Consider the following 18967-nt stretch of genomic DNA (forward strand, 5'->3'; position numbering starts at 1 on the left):
GGGGGTTCCTTGAACTGTCGAAATCTAGGGGTATAGCGACCGCATGGCCGCGGACTTTAATCCGCAGCCAGCTTCAGCGCGACCCGACCACGATCCGGGCAGGTTTCCATGTAGCGATGCGCGGCGACGAAATCGTCGAAATCGAACACCTTGTCGATCACCGGCGTCAGCAGTCGATCAGCCGTCATCTGGTTGATGTGCGTAAGGGCACGTTGCACGGCCTCATCATTGGGCTCGATGCCCAACTCCGGGCAGCCGGTGAAGTCCAGCACGCAATGGCGGAAGAACTGCAGGTGCTTCTTGAAGGCGGCACAGGCCGGGAAAGCGGTGTCGTTGCCACCGTTGTTACCGTACAGAATCAGCTTGCCACGCGGGGCGGCGATGTCGCCGAGTAGCTTCATCTGCGGGCCGGCACACTGATCGAGGATGACTTCGACACCCTTGCCTTCGGTGTAACGCTCGATCTCCAGCACCAGATCCTGCTCTTCGGTGACGATCACCTTGTCCGCTCCCAGCGAACGCAAGAACTCGCGGTCGTCCGGCGAGCTGGTGGAGACGACCACCTTCGCACCCAAGGCCTTGGCCAGTTGCACGGTCTGCGGTGCCAGGCAGCGGGACGCCTCGGTGATCAGCACATGCTGACCAGGCTTGAGGTGAGCAAGATCGATCAGGGCCAGGTAGCCGAACAGCAAGGCGCTGTAATGCACGCTGGCTTCGACCGGGCTGAGCACATCCGGATAACGAGTCAGGGCATGCCGGGGCATCAACACCAGATCGCCCCAGGTCGGATAACGGTTCGGCGTGCTGGCGGGAAAACCCGCAACGGCGGTGCCGACTTCCAGGCCTTCTACGCCTTCGCCCAGCGCGGCCACGGTGCCCGCCAGTTCGAAGCCGGTACCGGCCGGCAACTTGGCCTGCTCGGCCGCCAGGTTCTGCCGCCACAACACGTCCTTCCAGCCCAGCCCGACGGCCTGCACGCGCACCAGCACTTCACCCGGACCGGGTACAGGCGTCGGAACCTCTTCGTACTGGAGCACATCGGCATCGCCGAACTTATGAAAACGGATCATGCGGGACATCGCTTACCTCGAGCTTGATCGCGGATTAACACTTCAATGACTGTGGACTCTATCCGCTGTGTGGCGGTGGCACTATCCGACTCTATCGATAGTCGTCATGCCTGTCAGTGATTCGGCGCCTTTCAATACGCCTCGCACTGCCCGTACTATTGCCGGGGCAAAGGCTCTCATTTGCACCGCCGTGCTGACAAGGCCCGTTTTCCTCGGATGGTATCTGGATGAATCGCAACGACCTGCGTCGCCTCGATCTGAACCTGCTGATCGTCTTCGAGACATTGATGCACGAACGCAGCGTAACCCGGGCCGCAGAGAAGCTCTTTCTCGGTCAGCCAGCGATCAGCGCCGCGCTCGCACGCCTGCGCACCCTGTTCGATGATCCGCTGTTCGTCCGCACCGGCCGCAGCATGGAGCCGACTCCGCGTGCGCAGGAGATCTTCGCCCTGCTCTCGCCGGCACTGGATTCCATCTCCACGGCGGTCAGCCGCGCCGCGGACTTCGACCCGGCCACCAGCAAGGCGGTATTTCGCATCGGTCTGTCCGACGATGTCGAGTTCGCCCTGCTGCCCGCCCTGCTCCGCCGCCTGCGCGCCGAAGCGCCTGGCGTGGTACTGGTCATCCGCCGCACCAACTACCTGATGATGCCGAGCCTGCTCGCCTCCGGCGAAATCTCCGTGGGCGTGGCCTACACCGACGAGCTACCTGCCAACGCCAAGCGCAAGGTGCTACGCCGGAGCAAGGCCAAACTGCTGCGCGCCGACTCCATACCTGGCGCGCTGAGCCTGGATGACTACTGCGCCCGCCCCCATGCGCTGGTGTCTTTCGCTGGCGACCTCACTGGCTTCATCGACGACGAGCTGGCCAAGCTCGGACGCAAACGCCACGTGGTGCTGGCCGTGCCACAGTTCAACGGCCTCGGCACGCTGCTGGCGGAAACCGACATCGTCGCCAGCGTGCCTGACTACACCGCCGCTGCCCTGACCGCCGCCGGCGGCCTGCGTGCAGAAGACTTGCCGCTGCAAACCCAGACTTTCGAGCTGCACATGGCCTGGCGTGGCGCCCAGGACAACGATCCGGCCGAGCGCTGGCTGCGTTCGCGCATCCAGATGTTCTGTGGCGATCCGGACAGCCTGTAGCGCACCTCAGGCGTTACATTTCGCCGATTGGCGAATGCCTCAGCGCATTACTGTTTTCAATTCAGTACCGCTATTTATTGGCAACATCGTCGAGAAGGTAGCCTTTCCGCGTCGAGGCGGTGTGTTCGGCCTTTGAAGATCCGCTTCCGCAAGCGGATGAGACGTGAGCCAAATCAATCTGCGCCCGTGAGCCCCCTGCGGCGTCCCATCAGTCACATCACCACCACAGACGCTCCATAATCATTGGCGATGATATTGAACTTCATGGCGTTCGATTAGTCGCTCGCCATGCGTCGCCGCAGACTCCGCCCATTCACAAATCCGACTGGCGGAGTCACCCATGGAACAGCATCACAAGAACATCTGGATATTCCCCCTGGCCCTCGCCGGCGCCCTGCTACTGAGTGGCTGCGAGCAAGCGCCACAAGCCCAGGCGCAAATGGCGGCGCCCAAGGTCAGCGTGGCCGAGGTCATCGAACAATCCGTCAACGAGTGGGACGAGTTCACCGGTCATCTGGAAGCGCCGCAATCGGTTGAGATTCGCCCACGCGTGTCCGGCTACATCGACCGCGTCGCCTTCGACGAAGGCAGCCTGGTGAAGAAAGGCGATCTGCTGTTCCAGATCGACCCGCGCCCGTTCCAGGCCGAGGTCAAACGTCTCGAAGCGCAACTGCAGCAAGCCCGCGCCAACCAGGCTCGCGCCGTCAACGAAGCCCGTCGTGGCGAGCGCCTGCGCCAGAGCAACGCCATCTCCGCCGAACTGGCCGACGCGCGTGCCAGTGCCGCCACTGAAGCCCAGGCGCAGGTCGCGTCGATCCAGGCTGAGCTGGACAACGCCCGCCTCAACCTCGGCTTCACCCGTATCACCGCGCCCATCGACGGTCGCGTCAGCCGTGCCGAAATCACCCTGGGCAACCTGGTCAATGCCGGCACTAGCCTGCTGACCTCGGTGGTTTCCACCGACAAGGTCTACGCCTACTTCGATGCCGATGAACGCGCCTTCCTCAAATACACCGAGCTGGCTCGTGAAGCCGGTACCGATGCTCGTGGCGCCAGCCCGGTGTACCTGGGGCTGTCCGACGAAGCCGGTCACCCGCATCTGGGCCAACTGGACTTCCTCGACAACCAGGTCAACCCACGCACCGGCACCATCCGTGGCCGCGCCGTGTTCGACAATCAGGATGGCCGCTTCACCCCGGGCCTTTACGCACGCCTGAAGCTGGTAGGCAGCAAGCCCTACGCCGCCACCCTGATCAAGGACGAAGCGGTCGGCACCGACCTGGGCAAGAAGTACGTGCTGGTGCTCGGCACGGACAACACCGTGGCCTACCGCCCCATCGAGCTGGGACCGAAGCTCGAGGGCCTGCGCATCGTCCGCAGCGGCCTGAGCAAGGGCGAGAAGATCGTCGTCAACGGCCTGCAGCGGGCCATGCCGGGCGCCGCCGTCGATCCGCAACCGGTGGCCATGGCCGATGCCGACACCCTGGCGCAACTGGCGCGCATGCGTGAAGCCGCCGCTGACAGCCAGCCGCCACGCGTTGCCGCCGAAACCACCGCTACCCGCTCGCCGCGCGGCTGATCGCGCCTGCGCGACTTGAGGACAGAGCCATGAATTTCTCGCAATTCTTCATCCAGCGGCCGATCTTCGCCGCCGTGCTGTCGTTGCTGATCCTGATCAGCGGCGCCATCTCGTTGTTCCAGTTACCGATCAGCGAATACCCGGAAGTGGTGCCGCCCACCGTGGTGGTGCGCGCCAACTTCCCCGGCGCCAACCCCAAGGTGATCGGTGAGACCGTCGCCTCGCCGCTGGAGCAGGCCATCGTCGGCGTGGAAGGCATGCTCTACATGTCGTCGCAGTCGACCAACGACGGCAAGCTGACACTGACCGTGACCTTCGCCCTCGGCACCGATCTGGACAACGCCCAGGTGCAGGTGCAGAACCGCGTCACTCGCACCATGCCAACGCTGCCCACCGAAGTGCAGCGCCTCGGCGTGACCGTGGACAAGGCCTCCCCGGATCTGACCATGGTGGTGCACCTGACCTCGCCGGACAATCGCTACGACATGCTCTACCTGTCCAACTACGCCGCGCTCAACATCAAGGACGAGCTGGCGCGCCTGGACGGCGTGGGCGACGTGCAACTGTTCGGCATGGGCAACTACTCGCTGCGCGTATGGCTGGATCCGAACAAGGTAGCTTCGCGCGGGCTGACCGCCACCGATGTGGTCAATGCCATTCGTGAGCAGAACCGCCAGGTCGCCGCCGGTGCTCTCGGCGCACCGCCGTCTGATGCCGGTAACAGCTTCCAATTGTCAATCAACACCCAGGGCCGACTGGTCAGCGAGGAAGAGTTCGAGAACATCATCATTCGTGCTGGCGACGACGGTGAGATTACCCGCCTGCGCGACATCGCCCGCATCGAGTTGGGCTCCAACCAGTACGCCCTGCGTTCGCTGCTGAACAACCAGCCGGCCGTGGCCATCCCGGTGTTCCAGCGCCCTGGCTCGAATGCCATCGCCATCTCCGATGAGGTGCGCGCACGCATGGCCGAGCTGAAGCAGAGCTTCCCGCAGGGCATGGACTACGAGATCGTCTACGACCCCACCATCTTCGTCCGTGGTTCCATCGAGGCGGTGGTGCACACCCTGCTCGAAGCCATCGTGCTGGTGGTGCTGGTGGTGATCCTGTTCCTGCAGACCTGGCGCGCCTCGATCATTCCGCTGGCCGCTGTGCCGGTGTCCTTGATCGGTACCTTCGCCGTGATGCACCTGCTCGGTTTCTCGCTCAACGCCCTGTCGCTGTTCGGCCTGGTGCTGGCCATCGGCATCGTGGTGGACGACGCCATCGTCGTGGTGGAGAACGTCGAGCGCAACATCGGCCTGGGCAAATCGCCAGTGGAAGCCACGCGCCAGGCCATGAAGGAAGTCACCGGCCCCATCGTCGCCACCGCCCTGGTGCTGTGCGCCGTATTCGTGCCGACCGCGTTCATTTCCGGCCTCACCGGGCAGTTCTATCAGCAGTTCGCGCTGACCATCGCCATCTCCACGGTGATCTCGGCGATCAACTCGCTGACCCTGTCGCCGGCGCTGGCCGCTGTGCTGCTCAAGGATCACCACGCGCCCAAGGATGGCTTCTCGCGCCTGCTCGACAAGCTGTTCGGTGGCTGGTTGTTCGGCCCGTTCAACCGCGTGTTCGACCGCGCCAGCCATGGTTACGTCGGCACCGTGCGTCGCGTTCTGCGTGGCAGCAGCATCGCCATGCTGGTCTATGGTGGCCTGCTGGTGCTCGGCTACCTGGGCTTCTCCAGCACCCCGGCCGGCTTCGTGCCGCAGCAGGACAAGCAGTACCTGGTGGCCTTCGCCCAGTTGCCCGATGCCGCCACCCTCGACCGTACCGAGTCGGTGATCAAGCGCATGAGTGAGATCGCCGCCAAGTACCCGGGCGTGGAAAACACCGTGTCCTTCCCGGGCCTGTCGATCAATGGCTTCACCAATAGCCCGAACAGCGGCATCGTCTTTGTCACCCTCAAGGACTTCGACCAGCGCAAGGACAAAAGCCTGTCGGCTGGCGCCATCGCGGCCGCACTCAACGGTCAGTTCAGCGAGATCCAGGACGCCTACATCGCTATCTTCCCGCCGCCACCGGTACAGGGGCTGGGCACCATCGGCGGCTTCCGCCTGCAGATTCAGGATCGCGGCAACCTGGGCTATGAGGAGCTGTACACGCAGACGCAGAACATCCTCAACAAGGCTCGTCAGTTGCCGGAGCTGAACCCGATGTCGGTGTTCACCAGCTATCAGGTCAACGTGCCGCAGGTCGATGCCGCTATCGACCGTGAGAAGGCCAAGACCCACGGCGTGGCCATCAGCGACATCTTCGACACCCTGCAGGTGTACCTGGGTTCGCTGTATGCCAACGACTTCAACCGCTTCGGCCGCACCTATCAGGTCAACGTCCAGGCCGACCAGCAGTTCCGTCTGGAACCGGAGCAGATCGGCCAGCTCAAGGTGCGTAACAACCGTGGCGAGATGGTGCCGCTGTCGACCTTCGTCAAGGTCGATGACAGCGCCGGCCCTGACCGGGTGATGCACTACAACGGCTTCCTCACCGCTGAGATCAATGGCGCCGCCGCACCGGGCTACAGCTCCGGCCAGGCCGAGGCCGCCATCGCCAAGTTGCTGGAGGAGGAATTACCCAACGGCATGACCTACGAATGGACGGATCTGACCTACCAGCAGATTCTCGCCGGCAACACCGCTGTGTTCATCTTCCCGCTCTGCGTACTGCTGGCCTTCCTCGTGCTGGCCGCCCAGTACGAGAGCTGGAGCCTGCCGCTGGCAGTGATCCTGATCGTGCCGACCGTGCTGCTCTCGGCCATCACCGGGGTGATCCTGGCCGGTAGCGACAACAACATCTTTACCCAGATCGGCCTGATCGTACTGGTGGGCCTGGCGTGCAAGAACGCCATCCTCATCGTCGAGTTCGCCAAGGAGAAACAGGAAGAAGGCCTCGATCGCGTCGCCGCCGTGCTGGAAGCCTGCCGCCTGCGTCTGCGCCCGATCCTGATGACCTCCATCGCCTTCATCATGGGCGTGGTGCCGCTGGTACTGAGTTCCGGGGCCGGTGCCGAAATGCGCCATGCCATGGGCGTGGCGGTGTTCAGCGGGATGATCGGCGTGACCTTCTTCGGCCTGCTGCTGACGCCGGTGTTCTACGTACTGATCCGCGCCTTCGTGGAGAAACGCCAAGCGCGCAAAGCCACCCGCCTGCAGGAGGTACACGCATGAAGGCCTTGACCCCCGCCCTGCTCGCCCTGGCCCTGTCGGCCTGCGCCGTAGGCCCGGACTACCGGGTACCCGAAACCGACCCGGCGCGCATTGCCGCGCTGGAGGCCGGCGACTATGACCGCACGCGCTTCGATACAGCCTGGTGGCAGCAGTTCGACGACCCGACACTGAACCAGCTGGTGCAGCGCTCACTGGCGGACAACCGCGAGCTGCGCGTGGCCTTCAGCCGCCTGCGCGCGGCGCGGGCGATCCGCGATGACCTGGCCAATGATCGTTTGCCCACTGTCACCAGCCGCGCCAGTGGCGAATTCGGCAAGGCCCAGCAGCCGCCGACCACGGACGAGCGCATTCGCCAGGAACGCTACGATCTGGGCCTGGACACGGCCTGGGAGCTCGACCTGTTCGGCCGTATTCAGCGCCAACTGGAGGCCAGTGAGGCGCGCATCGAAGTGGCCGAGGCCGACTACTACCAGATTCAGGTCAGCCTGATCGCCGAACTGGTGGATGCCTACGGCACGCTGCGCGGTGCGCAGCTGCGTGAACATATCGCCCTGGAAAACCTGAAGAACCAGCAGGAATCGCGCGCCATCACCGAACAACTACGCGATGCCGGTATCGGCAGCGAGCTGGACGTGCTGCGCGCCGATGCCCGCCTAGCGGCGGTGGAAGCCAGCGTGCCGCAGTTGCAGGCGCAGCAGGTGCGTGCGCGCAACCGCATCGCTACCCTGCTCGGCCAGCGTCCGGAGCAACTGGAGGTGGATCTGGCGCCCAAGCCGCTGCCAGCCATCGCCAAGGCCCTACCAATTGGCAACCCGGCCGAGCTGCTGCGCCGACGCCCGGATGTGCAGGCCGCCGAACGGCAACTGGCGGTGGCTACGGCCGAAGTCGGCGTGGCCACGGCTGACCTGTTCCCCCGGGTGAGCCTGTCGGGTTTCCTCGGCTTTACCGCCGGGCGCGGCTCGCAGCTTGGCGCCTCGGCTGCGCGGGCTTGGGCAGTGGCACCGACCATCAGTTGGGCAGCCTTCGACCTGGGCAGCGTGCGGGCGCGCCTGCGCGGTGCCGAAGCCGATGCCGATGGCGCCCTGGCGCAGTACGAACAACAGGTACTGCTGGCCCTGGAGGAATCGGAGAACGCCTTCAGCGACTACGGCAAGCGCCAGCAACGCCTGATCGCCCTGGTGCGCCAGGCCGAAGCCAGCCGTGCAGCGGCGCAGCAGGCGGCAATTCGTTACCGCGAAGGCACGGTGGACTTCCTCGTGCTGCTCGATGCCGAGCGCGAGCGCCTGGCCGCCGAAGACGCCCAGGCCTCGGCCGAGGTCGAGCTGTACAGCGGTATCGTGGCGATCTACAAGGCGCTCGGTGGCGGCTGGCAACCACAGGCCTGAAACGGCTCTCCCCGGTCGGCAGCCTTGCCGACCCTCCTCAGCCTCAGGCGCTTCGTGCTCCTGAGGCTTTTTTACGCGCCTGAATCACACTCCACGCGGTTACGCCCTTGCTGCTTGGCGCGGTACAGCGCAGCGTCAGCCCGCTGCAAGAGCTGCTCCGGCTCGCCTGCAGGGGTAGCCGCCATCGCGGCGACGCCAATGCTCAGGGTGACCCTGCCGTAAGGCGAACCGCTGTGCGGAAGACGCAGAGCATGCATGGCCTCGATCAGCTTCTCGGCCCGTTGCAGAGCGCCGGCCAACTCGGTGCCGGGTGCCAGAAAGACGAACTCCTCGCCCCCATAGCGGGCGACGAAATCCGTCGAACGGCCAAGGGTTGCCTCCAACGTCTGCGCGATCTGTCGCAAACAGGCATCGCCCGCCGGGTGGCCATAGAGGTCGTTGTAAGCCTTGAACCAGTCCACATCCATGATGGCCAACGCCAGCGGCGTGGCAGTGCGTTGCGCCTGGCGCCATTGCTGGGCGAGCACGGCATCGAACTGTCGGCGGTTGCCAATTCCGGTCAGCGCGTCGGTGACGCTCAACGTCTCCAGGCGCTGATTGAGCACCTGCAACTCCTGTGTGCGCGCCTGTACGCGCTGTTCCAGCTCACGCTCGGAACGCTGCAGGGTTTCCACCAGTTGCGCCTGGGCCTGCAGCAATTGCGCCTGGGCGCGCATCTTTTCCTGGCGCATGACGTTGATTCGGTCGGCCAGGGCGAAGGCCAGCAGGAGCATCTCCAGCGACGAGCCCAGTTGCAGGCCATCGACGGTGAACACGTTGGTCGGCAGGATGCCCATTGCACGTAGTGTGGTACTGGCGCCGCCAAGTATCAGCAGGCCAAAGGCCGCCAGGAAGAAATAGGCACCGCGTTGACGCTTCAGGGCGCAAGCGAGCGCGACGGCGATCATCGCCAGTGCAGTGAGCAGGTTGAACACGATGGCCACACGCGCCACCTGCGGCAGTGCCAGGCCATAGATCACTGGCGTGACCAGGTACACGGCAATCATCGCCAGCAGCAGTCGGTCGCCCCAGGGCGATATCCGTGGGGTCTGCAGCATCTTCCGCATGAACAGCATCAGCGTGCACAACGCCAGCGAGGCGCTGCTGTAATAGGCAACGTTGGAATTGAGCGTAAAGCCGAACAGGCTCCAGTCTGGAGCCATGCCGTTCTTGATGGTCAGAAGGCTGACGGCGCATAGCACGAAAGCCACATACAGCAGGTAGATGCGTTCGCGCAAGGCGATGAACAGCATCAGGTTGAACAGGATCATCGCTACCGCGATACCTACATAGCCGCTGCGCGCCATGTAGTCATCACGCTCGTAGGCATGGAAGGCTGACGGTGACCAGAGCTGCAACGGTACCAACAGGCCGATGCTCGACTGCACACGCAGGTAGATCACCTGTTGCGAGCGCGCTGGCAGCTCGACCGGGAAGACGAAGTTGCGGTTGGCATAGGCTTTGGTGGTAAATGGCCGGTCGGCACCGGTGCGCCAGACCTGATAACCGCCCTGTCCGTCCGCAATATAGGCATCAACCATGGAGATACGCGGGTTTTCCACCACCAGCAGGCGCGTGAGCGCTACATCGCTGGAGTTGCCTAGCGACAGACGAAACCAGTAGGCCGAACGGGTGAAGCCCAGGGCGAAAGCAGCGCTTTCCTTCCTCTCATGGCGCATACGGCCAGTTAGCGCGGCGCTACTCACTTCCGCCAAGTTCAGCGCCTGGCCAGGGTCTTCCAGTACGCCTACGTAAGTCGTCAACGACACCGGGGAATGGTCGCCCTGCGCAACGTCGAGATGTACGCCATCGGCCCACGCTGGCAGCGCGAGCGCCAAGCCTAGCCAAAGCCAGATAAGAAGCCGATGAACGTTCATGAATGGGTATCGACTGGAGCGTCGAGAGGCTCCAGCTCGCAAGTGAGCATGTCGCAGAGTTTACAAGACAAGGTGAAAAGGCGGGAAAAATGTAGCGAACATTCACGAGCAAGGTCTAAATCAGCGTGTTTCAATGCTCTACAGCGCTCTGCCCGAAAGCCTGTGACGACGCGATAAAGCCTTGGCCTTGAAGAGCTGGAGTAGCATCGACTACGCCTGGAGCATCTGATTTCAGCCAACTCTGCGTTATGAGGCGGTGATATGCATGTACTGACGAAGGTAAAGTGGTGGGCCACGCCCCGAACCATCGGAAATGTTCATGTCTCCCGACCAGATCGCCCGTTTCTGCCTGAATCTGCCCGGCGCCCGCGAAGACCTCAAATGGGGCAGCAACCGCGTGTTCTCGGTGGCCGGTAACAAGATGTTCGCCATCCTCGACTTCCTCGGCGAGGATCTGGCCTTCAAGGTCGACAGCGACCTGTTCCTCGGTTACGTGGATCGTCCCGGTATCCGTCCGGCGCCCTACCTGGCGCGGGCGTACTGGATCAGCATGAGCGCCCAACGCTTACCGCTGGGCGAGGCCGAGCTAAGCGAGTTACTGACACGCTCGCATCAGTTAGTGGTGCGCCGCCTGCCCAAGCGCCTGCAACCGGGGCTATTGCTATAGAGGTTCAGGCATCTCCAGGCGAATGACCCGCCGCCGCTGCAGGCTCACCGGCGGCTCGAAGACCTGATGGTAGTACGCCCTGGCCAGACGGCTGATCAACCCCGTGCGTTGGGCCTGCGGCAGCAGTTCCTGCAGCAAAAGATGCAGCTCCGGGCGCGCTGGGGATACGTAGAGAATGTGATCCTGCGCGTAGGTGAATACCAGGTTCCGCTCCACCTTCAGGTCGCCGTGCTGCATCCACTCCAGTGCCATTTCATGAGCGCCACGGGGTAGATAATCGATCCGCCGCGTCGGTGAAGCCACCATGCGGTAGAGCCGTTTCCAGTCGCCGTCGATGGTCGCCACTGGCAGGCCGTTGGCTTCCCAGATGGCTCGATCCGCCCAGGCCGTGCCCATGCCTGCCACCTGCTGCAGGCCACGAAAATCGTCCAGGCTCTGCACCGGGTCGTACAGCGCCTGGCTGCCTCTGGGAATGAACAGGATGCGCTGGTTGACCAGGTTGTCGGTCATGGCCACGCGGACGGGCAGAAACCTGTGATCACGTTCGGCCGTTGGCCCAAGGATCAGTACGCTGATATCGCCACGTTGCAGCATGAGTTCCAGGCGCGTCATCGGCAGGTTGCCAAGCTCTTGCACAGTGGCTGAATGCTCCCCGAGGGCCAGTGTCTCTTCGAGCACCATACGGGTATAGGCAACCGACTCAGGTGTACCGCCCAGGCTCAGTTGCACCGTCGCAGAGGCTTGCACCGAACCAAGGAAACCACCCAGTAGAAACAGTCCCAGCGCATGGATACAGAGCCCAAGGCGCTGGGCGATACGGGCTTTGCCCGGGTTTCTTGTTATTGTTTTCATGACAACGTTGCTCTCGCCAGGCAGGCGGAATCCGTCACAGGCAGACTCCGAGCCTCAACATAGCCGCTTGACACGCTGCAAGGCCAGCGTGCCCATCTGGCTACGGCATGAGCAACGGGATGTGGCGGGCAATGTAGACGCCGTCGAACAACAACAGATCGATCCAGAACACCTGATGTGCGACCACGATCAGCCAGAAGACAGACTGATAGGACGCCTTGCGCGTCTTGTGGCGAAAGGTCTGCTGCGCAATCAGCGCGCCAGGCCAGCCACCCGCCAGCTCGACCAGGTGCAAGGTCTGCTCCGGCGTACGCCGCCCGCCTTGCTGCGCGCTGCGCTTGTCCATCCAGTACTGCAGGAAGCTGATCAGGCTGGCGCCGAGGTACAGCGGCAATAGCCACCATAAGGTGCCGCGCAGTTGCAGCGCAGCGCCGAACAGCGGCAGCGCACACAGCAGCACGAACAACACCGCCTTGGCGGTGAAATGACGGACGGGGCCTTCAACCTGACTGCGTCGCTTGGCGCGCGGCGCCTTGCTTGGCGCACTGGCTTTGGCGCTCTGCCTGGTGGTCGGTTTGCGGCGGATCGCCTGGCGATCCAGACTCAATTCACCGGCCAGGCGCATGTGCTCGGCACGCGGCCTGCCCTGCCCATCGCGCCCCTCGACATAGAGCACGTCATCGCCAGCCTGGGGCCGCCGCTCTCCGCGCATTACCGAGATATGGGCGAACAGCTCGTTACCGCCGTCTTGCGGCTGGATGAAGCCGAAGCCCTTGTCGTCGTTCCAGCTTTTCAGGCGTCCCTGGCGTTCCTTCACGGTTGCGCGGTGCTCCAGTCGATCAGATGCAGTTGCCAGGTCGCCAGAATCACCAGGCCAAAGGCGATGCGGTACCAGGCGAATACGGCGTAGCTGTGATTGGCGATGAACTTGAGCAGCACGCGCACGGTGATCATCGCCACGATGAAGGTGGTGACGAAGCCGATGGCGAAGATCGGCAAATCCGAAAGCTGCAGGATGTGGCGATACTTGAACAGCGAATACACGGTCGCCGCGACCATGGTCGGCATCGCCAGGAAGAACGAGAACTCGGTGGCGGCCTTGCGTGACAGGCCGAAGACCAGACCGCCGATGATGGTCGCGCCGGAGCGCGAGGTGCCGGGAATCAGCGCCAGGCATTGGGCGAAACCGACTTTCAGGGCCAGGCTCCAGGTCATGTCGTCGACCGTTTCAGCTTTGATCGCGTGCTGACGCTTCTCAGCCCAGAGCATGATCACCCCACCGACGATGAGCGCCGTGGCCACGGTGATCGGGTTGAACAGCCAGTGTTCGATGAGACTGGCGAACGCCAGGCCGAAGACCACGGCAGGGATGAACGCCAGCAGCAGGTTGAAGGTGAAACGCTGCGCCTTGCGCTCCCGCGGCAAGCCCCAGATCACGCCCAGTACGCGGGCACGGAACTCCCACATCACCGCCAGGATGGCACCCAGTTGAATGATGATCTTGAACGCGGTGGCGGTTTCACCATTGAAGCCCAGCAGGTCGCCCACCACGATCAGGTGGCCGGTGCTGGAAATTGGCAAAAACTCGGTTAGACCTTCGACTACGCCCAGAATCAGGGCCTGAAAGGCCAGCCAGATATCCATCATTCCCCCAGAAGTCGCGGCAAATGCCAAAAATAGTAGAAGCGTTGTCCCGGCGCTGGGACAGAGACCTACCGCAGAGGTTCCTTGCAACGGTCTGGCTCGATGAAGATTCAGCTTCCCTGCCAAGCTGCCGAAATGCTATCAGAGAACCCGAGTAAAAGAGCGCTCCGCTTCAGTACAGCGCTTTTTGGATCTCCGAGCATAACGACAAAAAACGGGGAATCACCCATGAACAGTTTGCGCAGTATCCCCATCAGCCGTCGCCTCTGGCTGATCCTTGCCTTGGCCATCTGCATGCTGGTGGTGCTTGGCTGCTTCATGCTGCAACAGATCAACACCGACCTTTACGCCGGCAAGTCGGAAAAGACCGAGCATGTGGTGCAGACCGCTGCCGGGATTCTCAAGTACTACCAGGGGCTCGAAGCCGCCGGCACGCTGAGCCGGGATCAGGCCCAGAAGCAGGCCATGGCAGTGATCCGCGAGCTGCGCTACGACGGCCAGGAGTACTTCTGGATCAACGACCAGCAGCCGGTCATGATCATGCACCCGACCAACCCCAAGCTCGAGGGCCAGAATCTGTCGGGTCTGAAGGATCCGGACGGCAAGGCGCTGTTCAACGAGATGGTGGCCATCACGCGCAGTCAGGGTGCCGGACACGTGGACTACCGCTGGCCCAAGCCTGGCGCCAGTGAGCCAATTCCGAAGATTTCCTATGTGGAGTTGTTCCAACCCTGGGGCTGGATCATCGGCTCTGGCGTTTACGTCAACGACGTGCAGGCCGAGTTTCGCGCCCAGGTGCTCAAGGCATCGGCCATCGGCCTGTCGATTGCCGTGCTGCTGGCCGCTCTGGTCTTGCTCATCTCGCGTAGCATCTCGCGTCCGCTGCAGGATGCCGTGGCCGCCATGGCCAATATCGCCAGTGGCGAAGGCGATCTGACGCGCAACCTCGACACTCACGGCCGCGACGAACTCACCGCTCTGGCGGGGCATTTCAACGTCTTTACCGACAAGCTCCGGGGTGTCATCCGCCAGTTGCTCGACTCCTCCAGCTCGCTGGATCAGGCAGCGCGCAGCCTGGGCAACATTTCCAGCGAAGCGCAGTTGCACAGCCAACAGCAGGCGCAGCAAATGGCGCTGGTAGCCACTGCGGTCAATCAGGTGACCTATGGCGTACAGGACGTCGCAAAGAACGCCGAGCAGGCATCCAGCGAAGTGCACACGGCCGAGAATCAGGCCAGCCAGGGGCAGCACAGCATTGATGCCAGCCTGCAACAGATCGAACAGTTGTCCGGCACCATCGCCAAGGCAGTCGAGGTGATTCAGTCGCTGGCCACCGAGAGCACGCAGATCGGCGGCGTGCTGGAGGTGATCCGCTCGATCGCCGAGCAGACCAACCTGCTCGCGCTCAACGCCGCCATCGAAGCGGCGCGTGCCGGTGATCAGGGCCGAGGCTTCGCCGTGGTAGCCGACGAGGTGCGCCTGCTGGCCCAGCGCACCCAGCAATCCACCTCCGAAATCCAGACCATGATCGAGCGCCTGCAGACCAATTCCGAGGCGGCGGTCAAGGTTATCAACGACAGCCACCAGGCCTCGCAGCAGACCATCGAGCAGGCTGGCCTGGCTGGCCAGAGCCTGAGCCAGATCACCCAATCGCTGCGCAACCTGACCGGTCTAAACGCCTCGATCGCCAGTGCCACGCTGCAGCAAACGCATGTCGTCGACGACATCAACCGCAACGTCACCCAGACGGCCAGCCTCGCTCACAACACCGCAGAAGCGGCCGAGCAGTCCAGCGCCGCCAGTCAGCATCTCCAGCAGCTAGCCGGGCAGATTCACCGTTTGCTTGGCCAGTTCCGCGTGTAACGAGGCGCACATGAGCATGATGGAACACCAGGAAGTCGACTTCAGCAGGCCGCAGAACCAGGATCTGGTCTGGGATCTCGACAGCATGGCGCGCCGTGAACTGGCGGAGCGCTTCATCAAGCTGTTCGAGAACCGCCTGTGCGTCTATTCCGAGTCGGTGGGCCAGCTCTACACCAACTACAGCCTGCACTTTCCCAGCGAACTGGGGCGCAAGATGGTCGTGTTGCCCAACCCCTATGCCTTTCATGACACCTTGCACGGCATCGACGCCCAGGCCATTCGCAAGACCGGCCTGTGCGTGTTGCCAGGCAAGGTACAAGGCAAGGCGGGTCTGTTGCTCAGCACGCAGATCAAAGGGCAAGGCCCGGCCCCACGGTGCATGCCATTCAAAGCGGCCCTGGCCCAGATCATCAGCCAGCAGAAAAAGGTCGGCGACCTGTTCCTGCCGGTGCTGGTCAAAGGCGACCTGCGTGAATTCAACCAGCAGATGCCCTACCTGCATCTGCACAGGCTGCAGGTGGCGCGCTTGACGCGGCTGTCCAGTTTCGAGCGCGACGACATCCAGCACACCATCACGCGCAAGCTGCTGCTTCTCTACCGTCAGGCAGACAGCCTGGTGTGCTGAGCCCGCCAGCCCGCTACAATCGCGCCCCGCCTTTTTCCTGAGGATGCCGGATGTCCTGGCTCGAACTCGTTGCTGCCGCTCTCGGCATCGTCTCGGTGTGGTTGACCGTACGGCAAAACGCCTGGTGCTGGCCCATCGGCCTGGTGATGGTGCTGCTCTATGCCTGGCTGTTCTTCGACTGGCGTCTGTACTCCAACCTGTTGCTGCAGGTGCTGTTCGCCGCGTTGCAGATTTATGGCTGGTGGCAGTGGACACGCGGCGGTGAGCGCCACGACGGCCGCCAGGTCAGCCTGTTGCCCGCTGCCGGTGTGACAAGGGATCTGGCGGCCGGCGTTGCCGGCGCCCTGTTGCTCGGCTACCTGATGGCCCGTTTCACCGATGCCAGCTCGCCTTGGCTGGATGCTGCGCTGACTGCATTCAGCCTGGTGGCGCAATGGTGGATGGCGCAGAAGCGCCTGCAGTGCTGGGCCCTGTGGATCGTGGTCGATCTGTGCTACGTGGCCTTCTTCATCGCCACGGATCTGTACCTGACTGCCGGCCTCTACGCGGCCTTCACCTTGCTGGCCATCAGCGGCTGGCTTGGCTGGCGCCAGGATCCGGCGCTGCGCGGCGCGGCATGAAGGTCATCGTCCTGACCGGCCCGGAGTCGGCCGGCAAGAGCTGGCTGTCGGGGCTTATCGCCGAGCGCTTTGGCGGCGTGGTGGTCGGTGAATACGTTCGCCACTTCATCGAACAGGAACAGCGTGATACCTGCTACGCCGACATCCCGGTGATCGCGCGTGGACAGTTGGCCTGGGAAGATCAGGCGCGCGCCCAGTGCCCGCCACTGCTGATTCTGGATACCCATCTGCTGAGCAACATTCTCTGGAGTCGCAGCCTGTTCGGCGATGTACCGGATTGGCTGGAAAGCGAGCTGCTCAGCCGTCATTACGACCTGCACCTGCTCCTCGACCCACGCGACGTGCCCTGGGTTCAGGATGGGCAGCGCTGCCAACCGGAACTGGCCGACCGCCTGGCATTCCACCAGGCCTGCCGGGACTGGCTGGAAGCCACGGGTCAACGCTTCAGCGCGATCAGCGGCGACTGGCTGCAACGGCGACATCAAGCGCTGCAGCAGGTCGAGGCGCTATTGGCTCAGTGACGCAGCACGCTGGCCCAAGCCACCAGCAGGCTGAGGCACACCACCCACGTCAGCGGTTTGCGCAACAGCGGGTACCAGCGCGGTGCCAATCCGATCCTGACCGCATGCAGATCAGCCAGATACAGGCCGATGAAGGCCAGCAGGAAGATCGGTAGCACCAGCCCCACCATCAAGCCACTGGACAGCGCCAGCCACCCCAGCAGCGGCGGAATCACCGAAAGCCCCAGTTGCAGTTGGGCACGACTGTCCGCCGCCTCCGCACGCATCGCCAGTCCCCAATGAATCGCGCCCATGAAGGCCAGGATCACGGCGGCATAGTCGAGCAGCGCTGCGAGTACGAACGCACGCCAACCGAGCGGTATCAGCCAGATACCCAGGGCGCCACCGATAAAGGGAAGCAAGCCGGCATAACCGAGCATAAGGGCCAGGCGTGGCGGTTTTTCGGCATCGAAGGGATGCATGGGAAATTCCTTGCGCGAGACGAGTTACAGCACATTAGCAGCGTTGCCTGGCCGCTGCTGCGTGATCAGCGCATCCGGTGCTTGTGCAGCAACCGATAGAAGGTCGGCCTCGACACCCCAAGTGCCCGCGCGGCCTGACTCATGTTGCTGGAATAGCGCGTCAGCGCATCGTTGAGCGCCTGGCGTTCGGCACGCAACACGTAATCGGCCAGGGTGTTACCGCTGTCGTCCAGAAACGAAGGCGCTGCCAGTTGCAGATCCTCGGCTGCCATCTGCCGCCCTTGGGCACTCACCAGCGCGTGCAGGACGCGATTACGCAGCTCATCGAGATTGCCCGGCCAGAGGTGCTCAAGCATGGCCTCGATGGCATCGTCGGCAAACAGACCCTCGAAGCGATTCGATCCCGCGCCATAGCGCTTGGCGAAATGCTCGGCCAGTAACAGGATATCGCCGCGCCGGCTCCTGAGCGGCGGCACCTCGATTTGCAAGCGTCCCAACTCGCCGTACAACGGCTCGAGAAAACGTCCGGCGGCAACGGCCGCAGCCAGTTCACCCTGATCCAGCGTCAGTACCCGCACTGCAGGCGCGCTCCGAAGGTAATCGAGCAGCTTCTCCTGCAACAGCGCAGGCATGGCGTCAGCCCCTTCGAGCACCACGCTGGTGCCCGGCTGCCGGAGTGCCCCCACGGATTCATCGAATAGACGTACGTGCAGTTGCTCGACGGCAAGCGCACGGCAATCCAGCTCGACCAGAGGATCATTGGCATGAGCGGATCGGCCATGAAGCAAGCGCGACAACAACGACTTGCCACTGCCCGTCTCGCCACGGATCAGCACGGGCGCCGACTGCGTGGCGTGCTGCTCCACCTGGCGTCGCAAGGTGCGCACCTGGCTGCTGTTGCCAATGAGCTGAGCCACCTGGCGTTCCGCCAGACGCCGCTGCAGACGGGTGCACGCACGCGCCTCACGCAGCGCCTCATGCAAACCGTCCACCCCCTCTGGCAATAGCACCTGTGCCACGCAACCGGCAGCGAAAAACGCCCCCTGGTATGCGTCGAACGGTTGTCGTTCATCGAGCGCGGCAACCCAGCACCAGCCACTGCGCCGCAGCACGCGCAGAATCTCAGGCAGCGCAGCGGCGGAGTCGGCATCGAGGCGAACCAGGGCAACGTCGACCGCGTACTGTGCCGCCTCGGCCAGGCTGGCCTGCTCCACGGCCCATCCATGTGCGTGCAGACGCGGCAGCAGAGCCGCACAATCGGCAGAGGGATTAATCAACAGCACCGGGTGATACGCGGCGAACGGAGCCTCGGACATATTCCTTCCTTGGCGCCAGTATTTTGTAAAACCAATAAAAACAATATGTTGGCGCGCTTAGTTGTAAAACTAGCAATTACTTTGACACCTCTTGGAA

General features: G+C 63.2%; 16 protein-coding genes and 1 pseudogene. 10 read left to right on the forward strand and 7 right to left on the reverse strand.

Annotated features, from left to right (window positions below; translation table 11 throughout):
• Nucleotides 1–56: 56 nt before the first annotated feature.
• On the reverse strand, nucleotides 57–1079 hold the full coding sequence (locus tag ACODS1_RS04420; protein ID WP_489084695.1) for a zinc-dependent alcohol dehydrogenase family protein: 1023 nt from the start codon (nucleotides 1077–1079) through the stop codon (nucleotides 57–59).
• 218 nt (nucleotides 1080–1297) lie between these two features.
• Between ACODS1_RS04420 and ACODS1_RS04425 the strand changes: the two genes are divergently transcribed.
• From ACODS1_RS04425 to ACODS1_RS04440, 4 genes are all read left to right on the forward strand, one after another.
• The gene (locus ACODS1_RS04425) at nucleotides 1298–2212 is read left to right on the forward strand and encodes a LysR family transcriptional regulator (protein WP_322977757.1); all 915 of its coding nucleotides are present in this window, start codon (nucleotides 1298–1300) and stop codon (nucleotides 2210–2212) included.
• A gap of 340 nt (nucleotides 2213–2552) precedes the next feature.
• Nucleotides 2553–3791: a multidrug efflux RND transporter periplasmic adaptor subunit MexE gene (gene mexE / locus ACODS1_RS04430; RefSeq protein ID WP_489084696.1), complete on the forward strand. Its 1239-nt coding sequence runs from the start codon at nucleotides 2553–2555 to the stop codon at nucleotides 3789–3791.
• A gap of 29 nt (nucleotides 3792–3820) precedes the next feature.
• Nucleotides 3821–7000, forward strand: a complete 3180-nt coding sequence (locus tag ACODS1_RS04435; protein WP_489084697.1) for an efflux RND transporter permease subunit — start codon at nucleotides 3821–3823, stop codon at nucleotides 6998–7000.
• Entirely contained in the window at nucleotides 6997–8385 is a 1389-nt protein-coding gene (locus ACODS1_RS04440) for an efflux transporter outer membrane subunit (RefSeq protein WP_489084698.1), read from the forward strand. The genes ACODS1_RS04435 and ACODS1_RS04440 overlap by 4 nt, the downstream gene beginning before the upstream one ends.
• A gap of 71 nt (nucleotides 8386–8456) precedes the next feature.
• On the opposite strand, the gene ACODS1_RS04445 is transcribed toward ACODS1_RS04440, so the two are convergent.
• Nucleotides 8457–10193 carry a sensor domain-containing diguanylate cyclase gene (locus ACODS1_RS04445; RefSeq protein ID WP_489084699.1) on the reverse strand — a complete coding sequence of 579 codons (1737 nt, stop codon included), beginning with the start codon at nucleotides 10191–10193 and terminating at the stop codon, nucleotides 8457–8459.
• Nucleotides 10194–10620: 427 nt separating this feature from the next.
• On the opposite strand from ACODS1_RS04445, the gene ACODS1_RS04450 reads away from it, so the two are divergent.
• Nucleotides 10621–10968: an MmcQ/YjbR family DNA-binding protein gene (locus ACODS1_RS04450; protein ID WP_489084700.1), complete on the forward strand. Its 348-nt coding sequence runs from the start codon at nucleotides 10621–10623 to the stop codon at nucleotides 10966–10968.
• Here ACODS1_RS04450 and ACODS1_RS04455 read toward each other — a convergent pair.
• The 3 genes from ACODS1_RS04455 to ACODS1_RS04465 form a co-directional block, all read right to left on the reverse strand.
• Nucleotides 10963–11820 (reverse strand): hypothetical protein, encoded by an 858-nt coding sequence (locus ACODS1_RS04455; protein WP_489084701.1) that lies wholly within the window; start codon nucleotides 11818–11820, stop codon nucleotides 10963–10965. The genes ACODS1_RS04450 and ACODS1_RS04455 overlap by 6 nt on opposite strands.
• 100 nt (nucleotides 11821–11920) lie before the next feature.
• Nucleotides 11921–12637: a DUF1294 domain-containing protein gene (locus ACODS1_RS04460; protein WP_489084702.1), complete on the reverse strand. Its 717-nt coding sequence runs from the start codon at nucleotides 12635–12637 to the stop codon at nucleotides 11921–11923.
• Nucleotides 12634–13464: an undecaprenyl-diphosphate phosphatase gene (locus ACODS1_RS04465; RefSeq protein ID WP_489084703.1), complete on the reverse strand. Its 831-nt coding sequence runs from the start codon at nucleotides 13462–13464 to the stop codon at nucleotides 12634–12636. Before ACODS1_RS04465 ends, ACODS1_RS04460 begins: the two co-directional genes overlap by 4 nt.
• Nucleotides 13465–13782: 318 nt before the next feature.
• Here ACODS1_RS04465 and ACODS1_RS04470 point away from each other — a divergent pair.
• The 5 genes and pseudogenes from ACODS1_RS04470 to ACODS1_RS04490 all read left to right on the forward strand — a co-directional run.
• Nucleotides 13783–14469 (forward strand): annotated as a pseudogene (locus tag ACODS1_RS04470) (cache domain-containing protein); the annotation flags it as partial.
• Between the two features lie 123 nt (nucleotides 14470–14592).
• The gene (locus tag ACODS1_RS04475; protein WP_489084809.1) at nucleotides 14593–15327 is read left to right on the forward strand and encodes a methyl-accepting chemotaxis protein; all 735 of its coding nucleotides are present in this window, start codon (nucleotides 14593–14595) and stop codon (nucleotides 15325–15327) included.
• A 10-nt stretch (nucleotides 15328–15337) separates the two neighbouring features.
• Nucleotides 15338–15952, forward strand: a complete 615-nt coding sequence (locus ACODS1_RS04480) for a hypothetical protein (protein WP_489084704.1) — start codon at nucleotides 15338–15340, stop codon at nucleotides 15950–15952.
• A gap of 50 nt (nucleotides 15953–16002) precedes the next feature.
• Entirely contained in the window at nucleotides 16003–16572 is a 570-nt protein-coding gene (pnuC, locus tag ACODS1_RS04485) for a nicotinamide riboside transporter PnuC (RefSeq protein ID WP_489084705.1), read from the forward strand.
• Nucleotides 16569–17093, forward strand: a complete 525-nt coding sequence (locus ACODS1_RS04490; RefSeq protein WP_489084706.1) for an AAA family ATPase — start codon at nucleotides 16569–16571, stop codon at nucleotides 17091–17093. Before pnuC ends, ACODS1_RS04490 begins: the two co-directional genes overlap by 4 nt.
• Here the strand turns inward: ACODS1_RS04490 and ACODS1_RS04495 are convergent.
• Nucleotides 17087–17554 (reverse strand): DUF3429 domain-containing protein, encoded by a 468-nt coding sequence (locus ACODS1_RS04495; protein WP_322977741.1) that lies wholly within the window; start codon nucleotides 17552–17554, stop codon nucleotides 17087–17089. The two genes, ACODS1_RS04490 and ACODS1_RS04495, sit on opposite strands and share 7 nt — an antisense overlap.
• 65 nt (nucleotides 17555–17619) lie before the next feature.
• Complete coding sequence (locus ACODS1_RS04500; protein ID WP_489084707.1) at nucleotides 17620–18870, reverse strand: sigma-54-dependent transcriptional regulator; 1251 nt, start codon at nucleotides 18868–18870, stop codon at nucleotides 17620–17622.
• Nucleotides 18871–18967: the final 97 nt, after the last annotated feature.

Source organism: Pseudomonas sp. FG29 (assembly GCF_057809355.1).

Excerpts from the sequence above, each read along its gene's own strand:
- ACODS1_RS04425 (WP_322977757.1), top strand. The coding sequence starts at position 1,298 with ATGAATCGCAACGACCTGCGTCGCCTCGATCTGAACCTGCTGATCGTC.
- ACODS1_RS04450 (WP_489084700.1), top strand. The coding sequence starts at position 10,621 with ATGTCTCCCGACCAGATCGCCCGTTTCTGCCTGAATCTGCCCGGCGCC.
- ACODS1_RS04480 (WP_489084704.1), top strand. The coding sequence starts at position 15,338 with ATGAGCATGATGGAACACCAGGAAGTCGACTTCAGCAGGCCGCAGAAC.
- ACODS1_RS04440 (WP_489084698.1), top strand. The coding sequence starts at position 6,997 with ATGAAGGCCTTGACCCCCGCCCTGCTCGCCCTGGCCCTGTCGGCCTGC.
- ACODS1_RS04455 (WP_489084701.1), bottom strand. The coding sequence starts at position 11,820 with ATGAAAACAATAACAAGAAACCCGGGCAAAGCCCGTATCGCCCAGCGC.
- ACODS1_RS04475 (WP_489084809.1), top strand. The coding sequence starts at position 14,593 with ATGGCGCTGGTAGCCACTGCGGTCAATCAGGTGACCTATGGCGTACAG.
- pnuC (WP_489084705.1), top strand. The coding sequence starts at position 16,003 with ATGTCCTGGCTCGAACTCGTTGCTGCCGCTCTCGGCATCGTCTCGGTG.
- mexE (WP_489084696.1), top strand. The coding sequence starts at position 2,553 with ATGGAACAGCATCACAAGAACATCTGGATATTCCCCCTGGCCCTCGCC.
- ACODS1_RS04420 (WP_489084695.1), bottom strand. The coding sequence starts at position 1,079 with ATGTCCCGCATGATCCGTTTTCATAAGTTCGGCGATGCCGATGTGCTC.
- ACODS1_RS04435 (WP_489084697.1), top strand. The coding sequence starts at position 3,821 with ATGAATTTCTCGCAATTCTTCATCCAGCGGCCGATCTTCGCCGCCGTG.
- ACODS1_RS04500 (WP_489084707.1), bottom strand. The coding sequence starts at position 18,870 with ATGTCCGAGGCTCCGTTCGCCGCGTATCACCCGGTGCTGTTGATTAAT.
- ACODS1_RS04495 (WP_322977741.1), bottom strand. The coding sequence starts at position 17,554 with ATGCATCCCTTCGATGCCGAAAAACCGCCACGCCTGGCCCTTATGCTC.
- ACODS1_RS04465 (WP_489084703.1), bottom strand. The coding sequence starts at position 13,464 with ATGGATATCTGGCTGGCCTTTCAGGCCCTGATTCTGGGCGTAGTCGAA.
- ACODS1_RS04490 (WP_489084706.1), top strand. The coding sequence starts at position 16,569 with ATGAAGGTCATCGTCCTGACCGGCCCGGAGTCGGCCGGCAAGAGCTGG.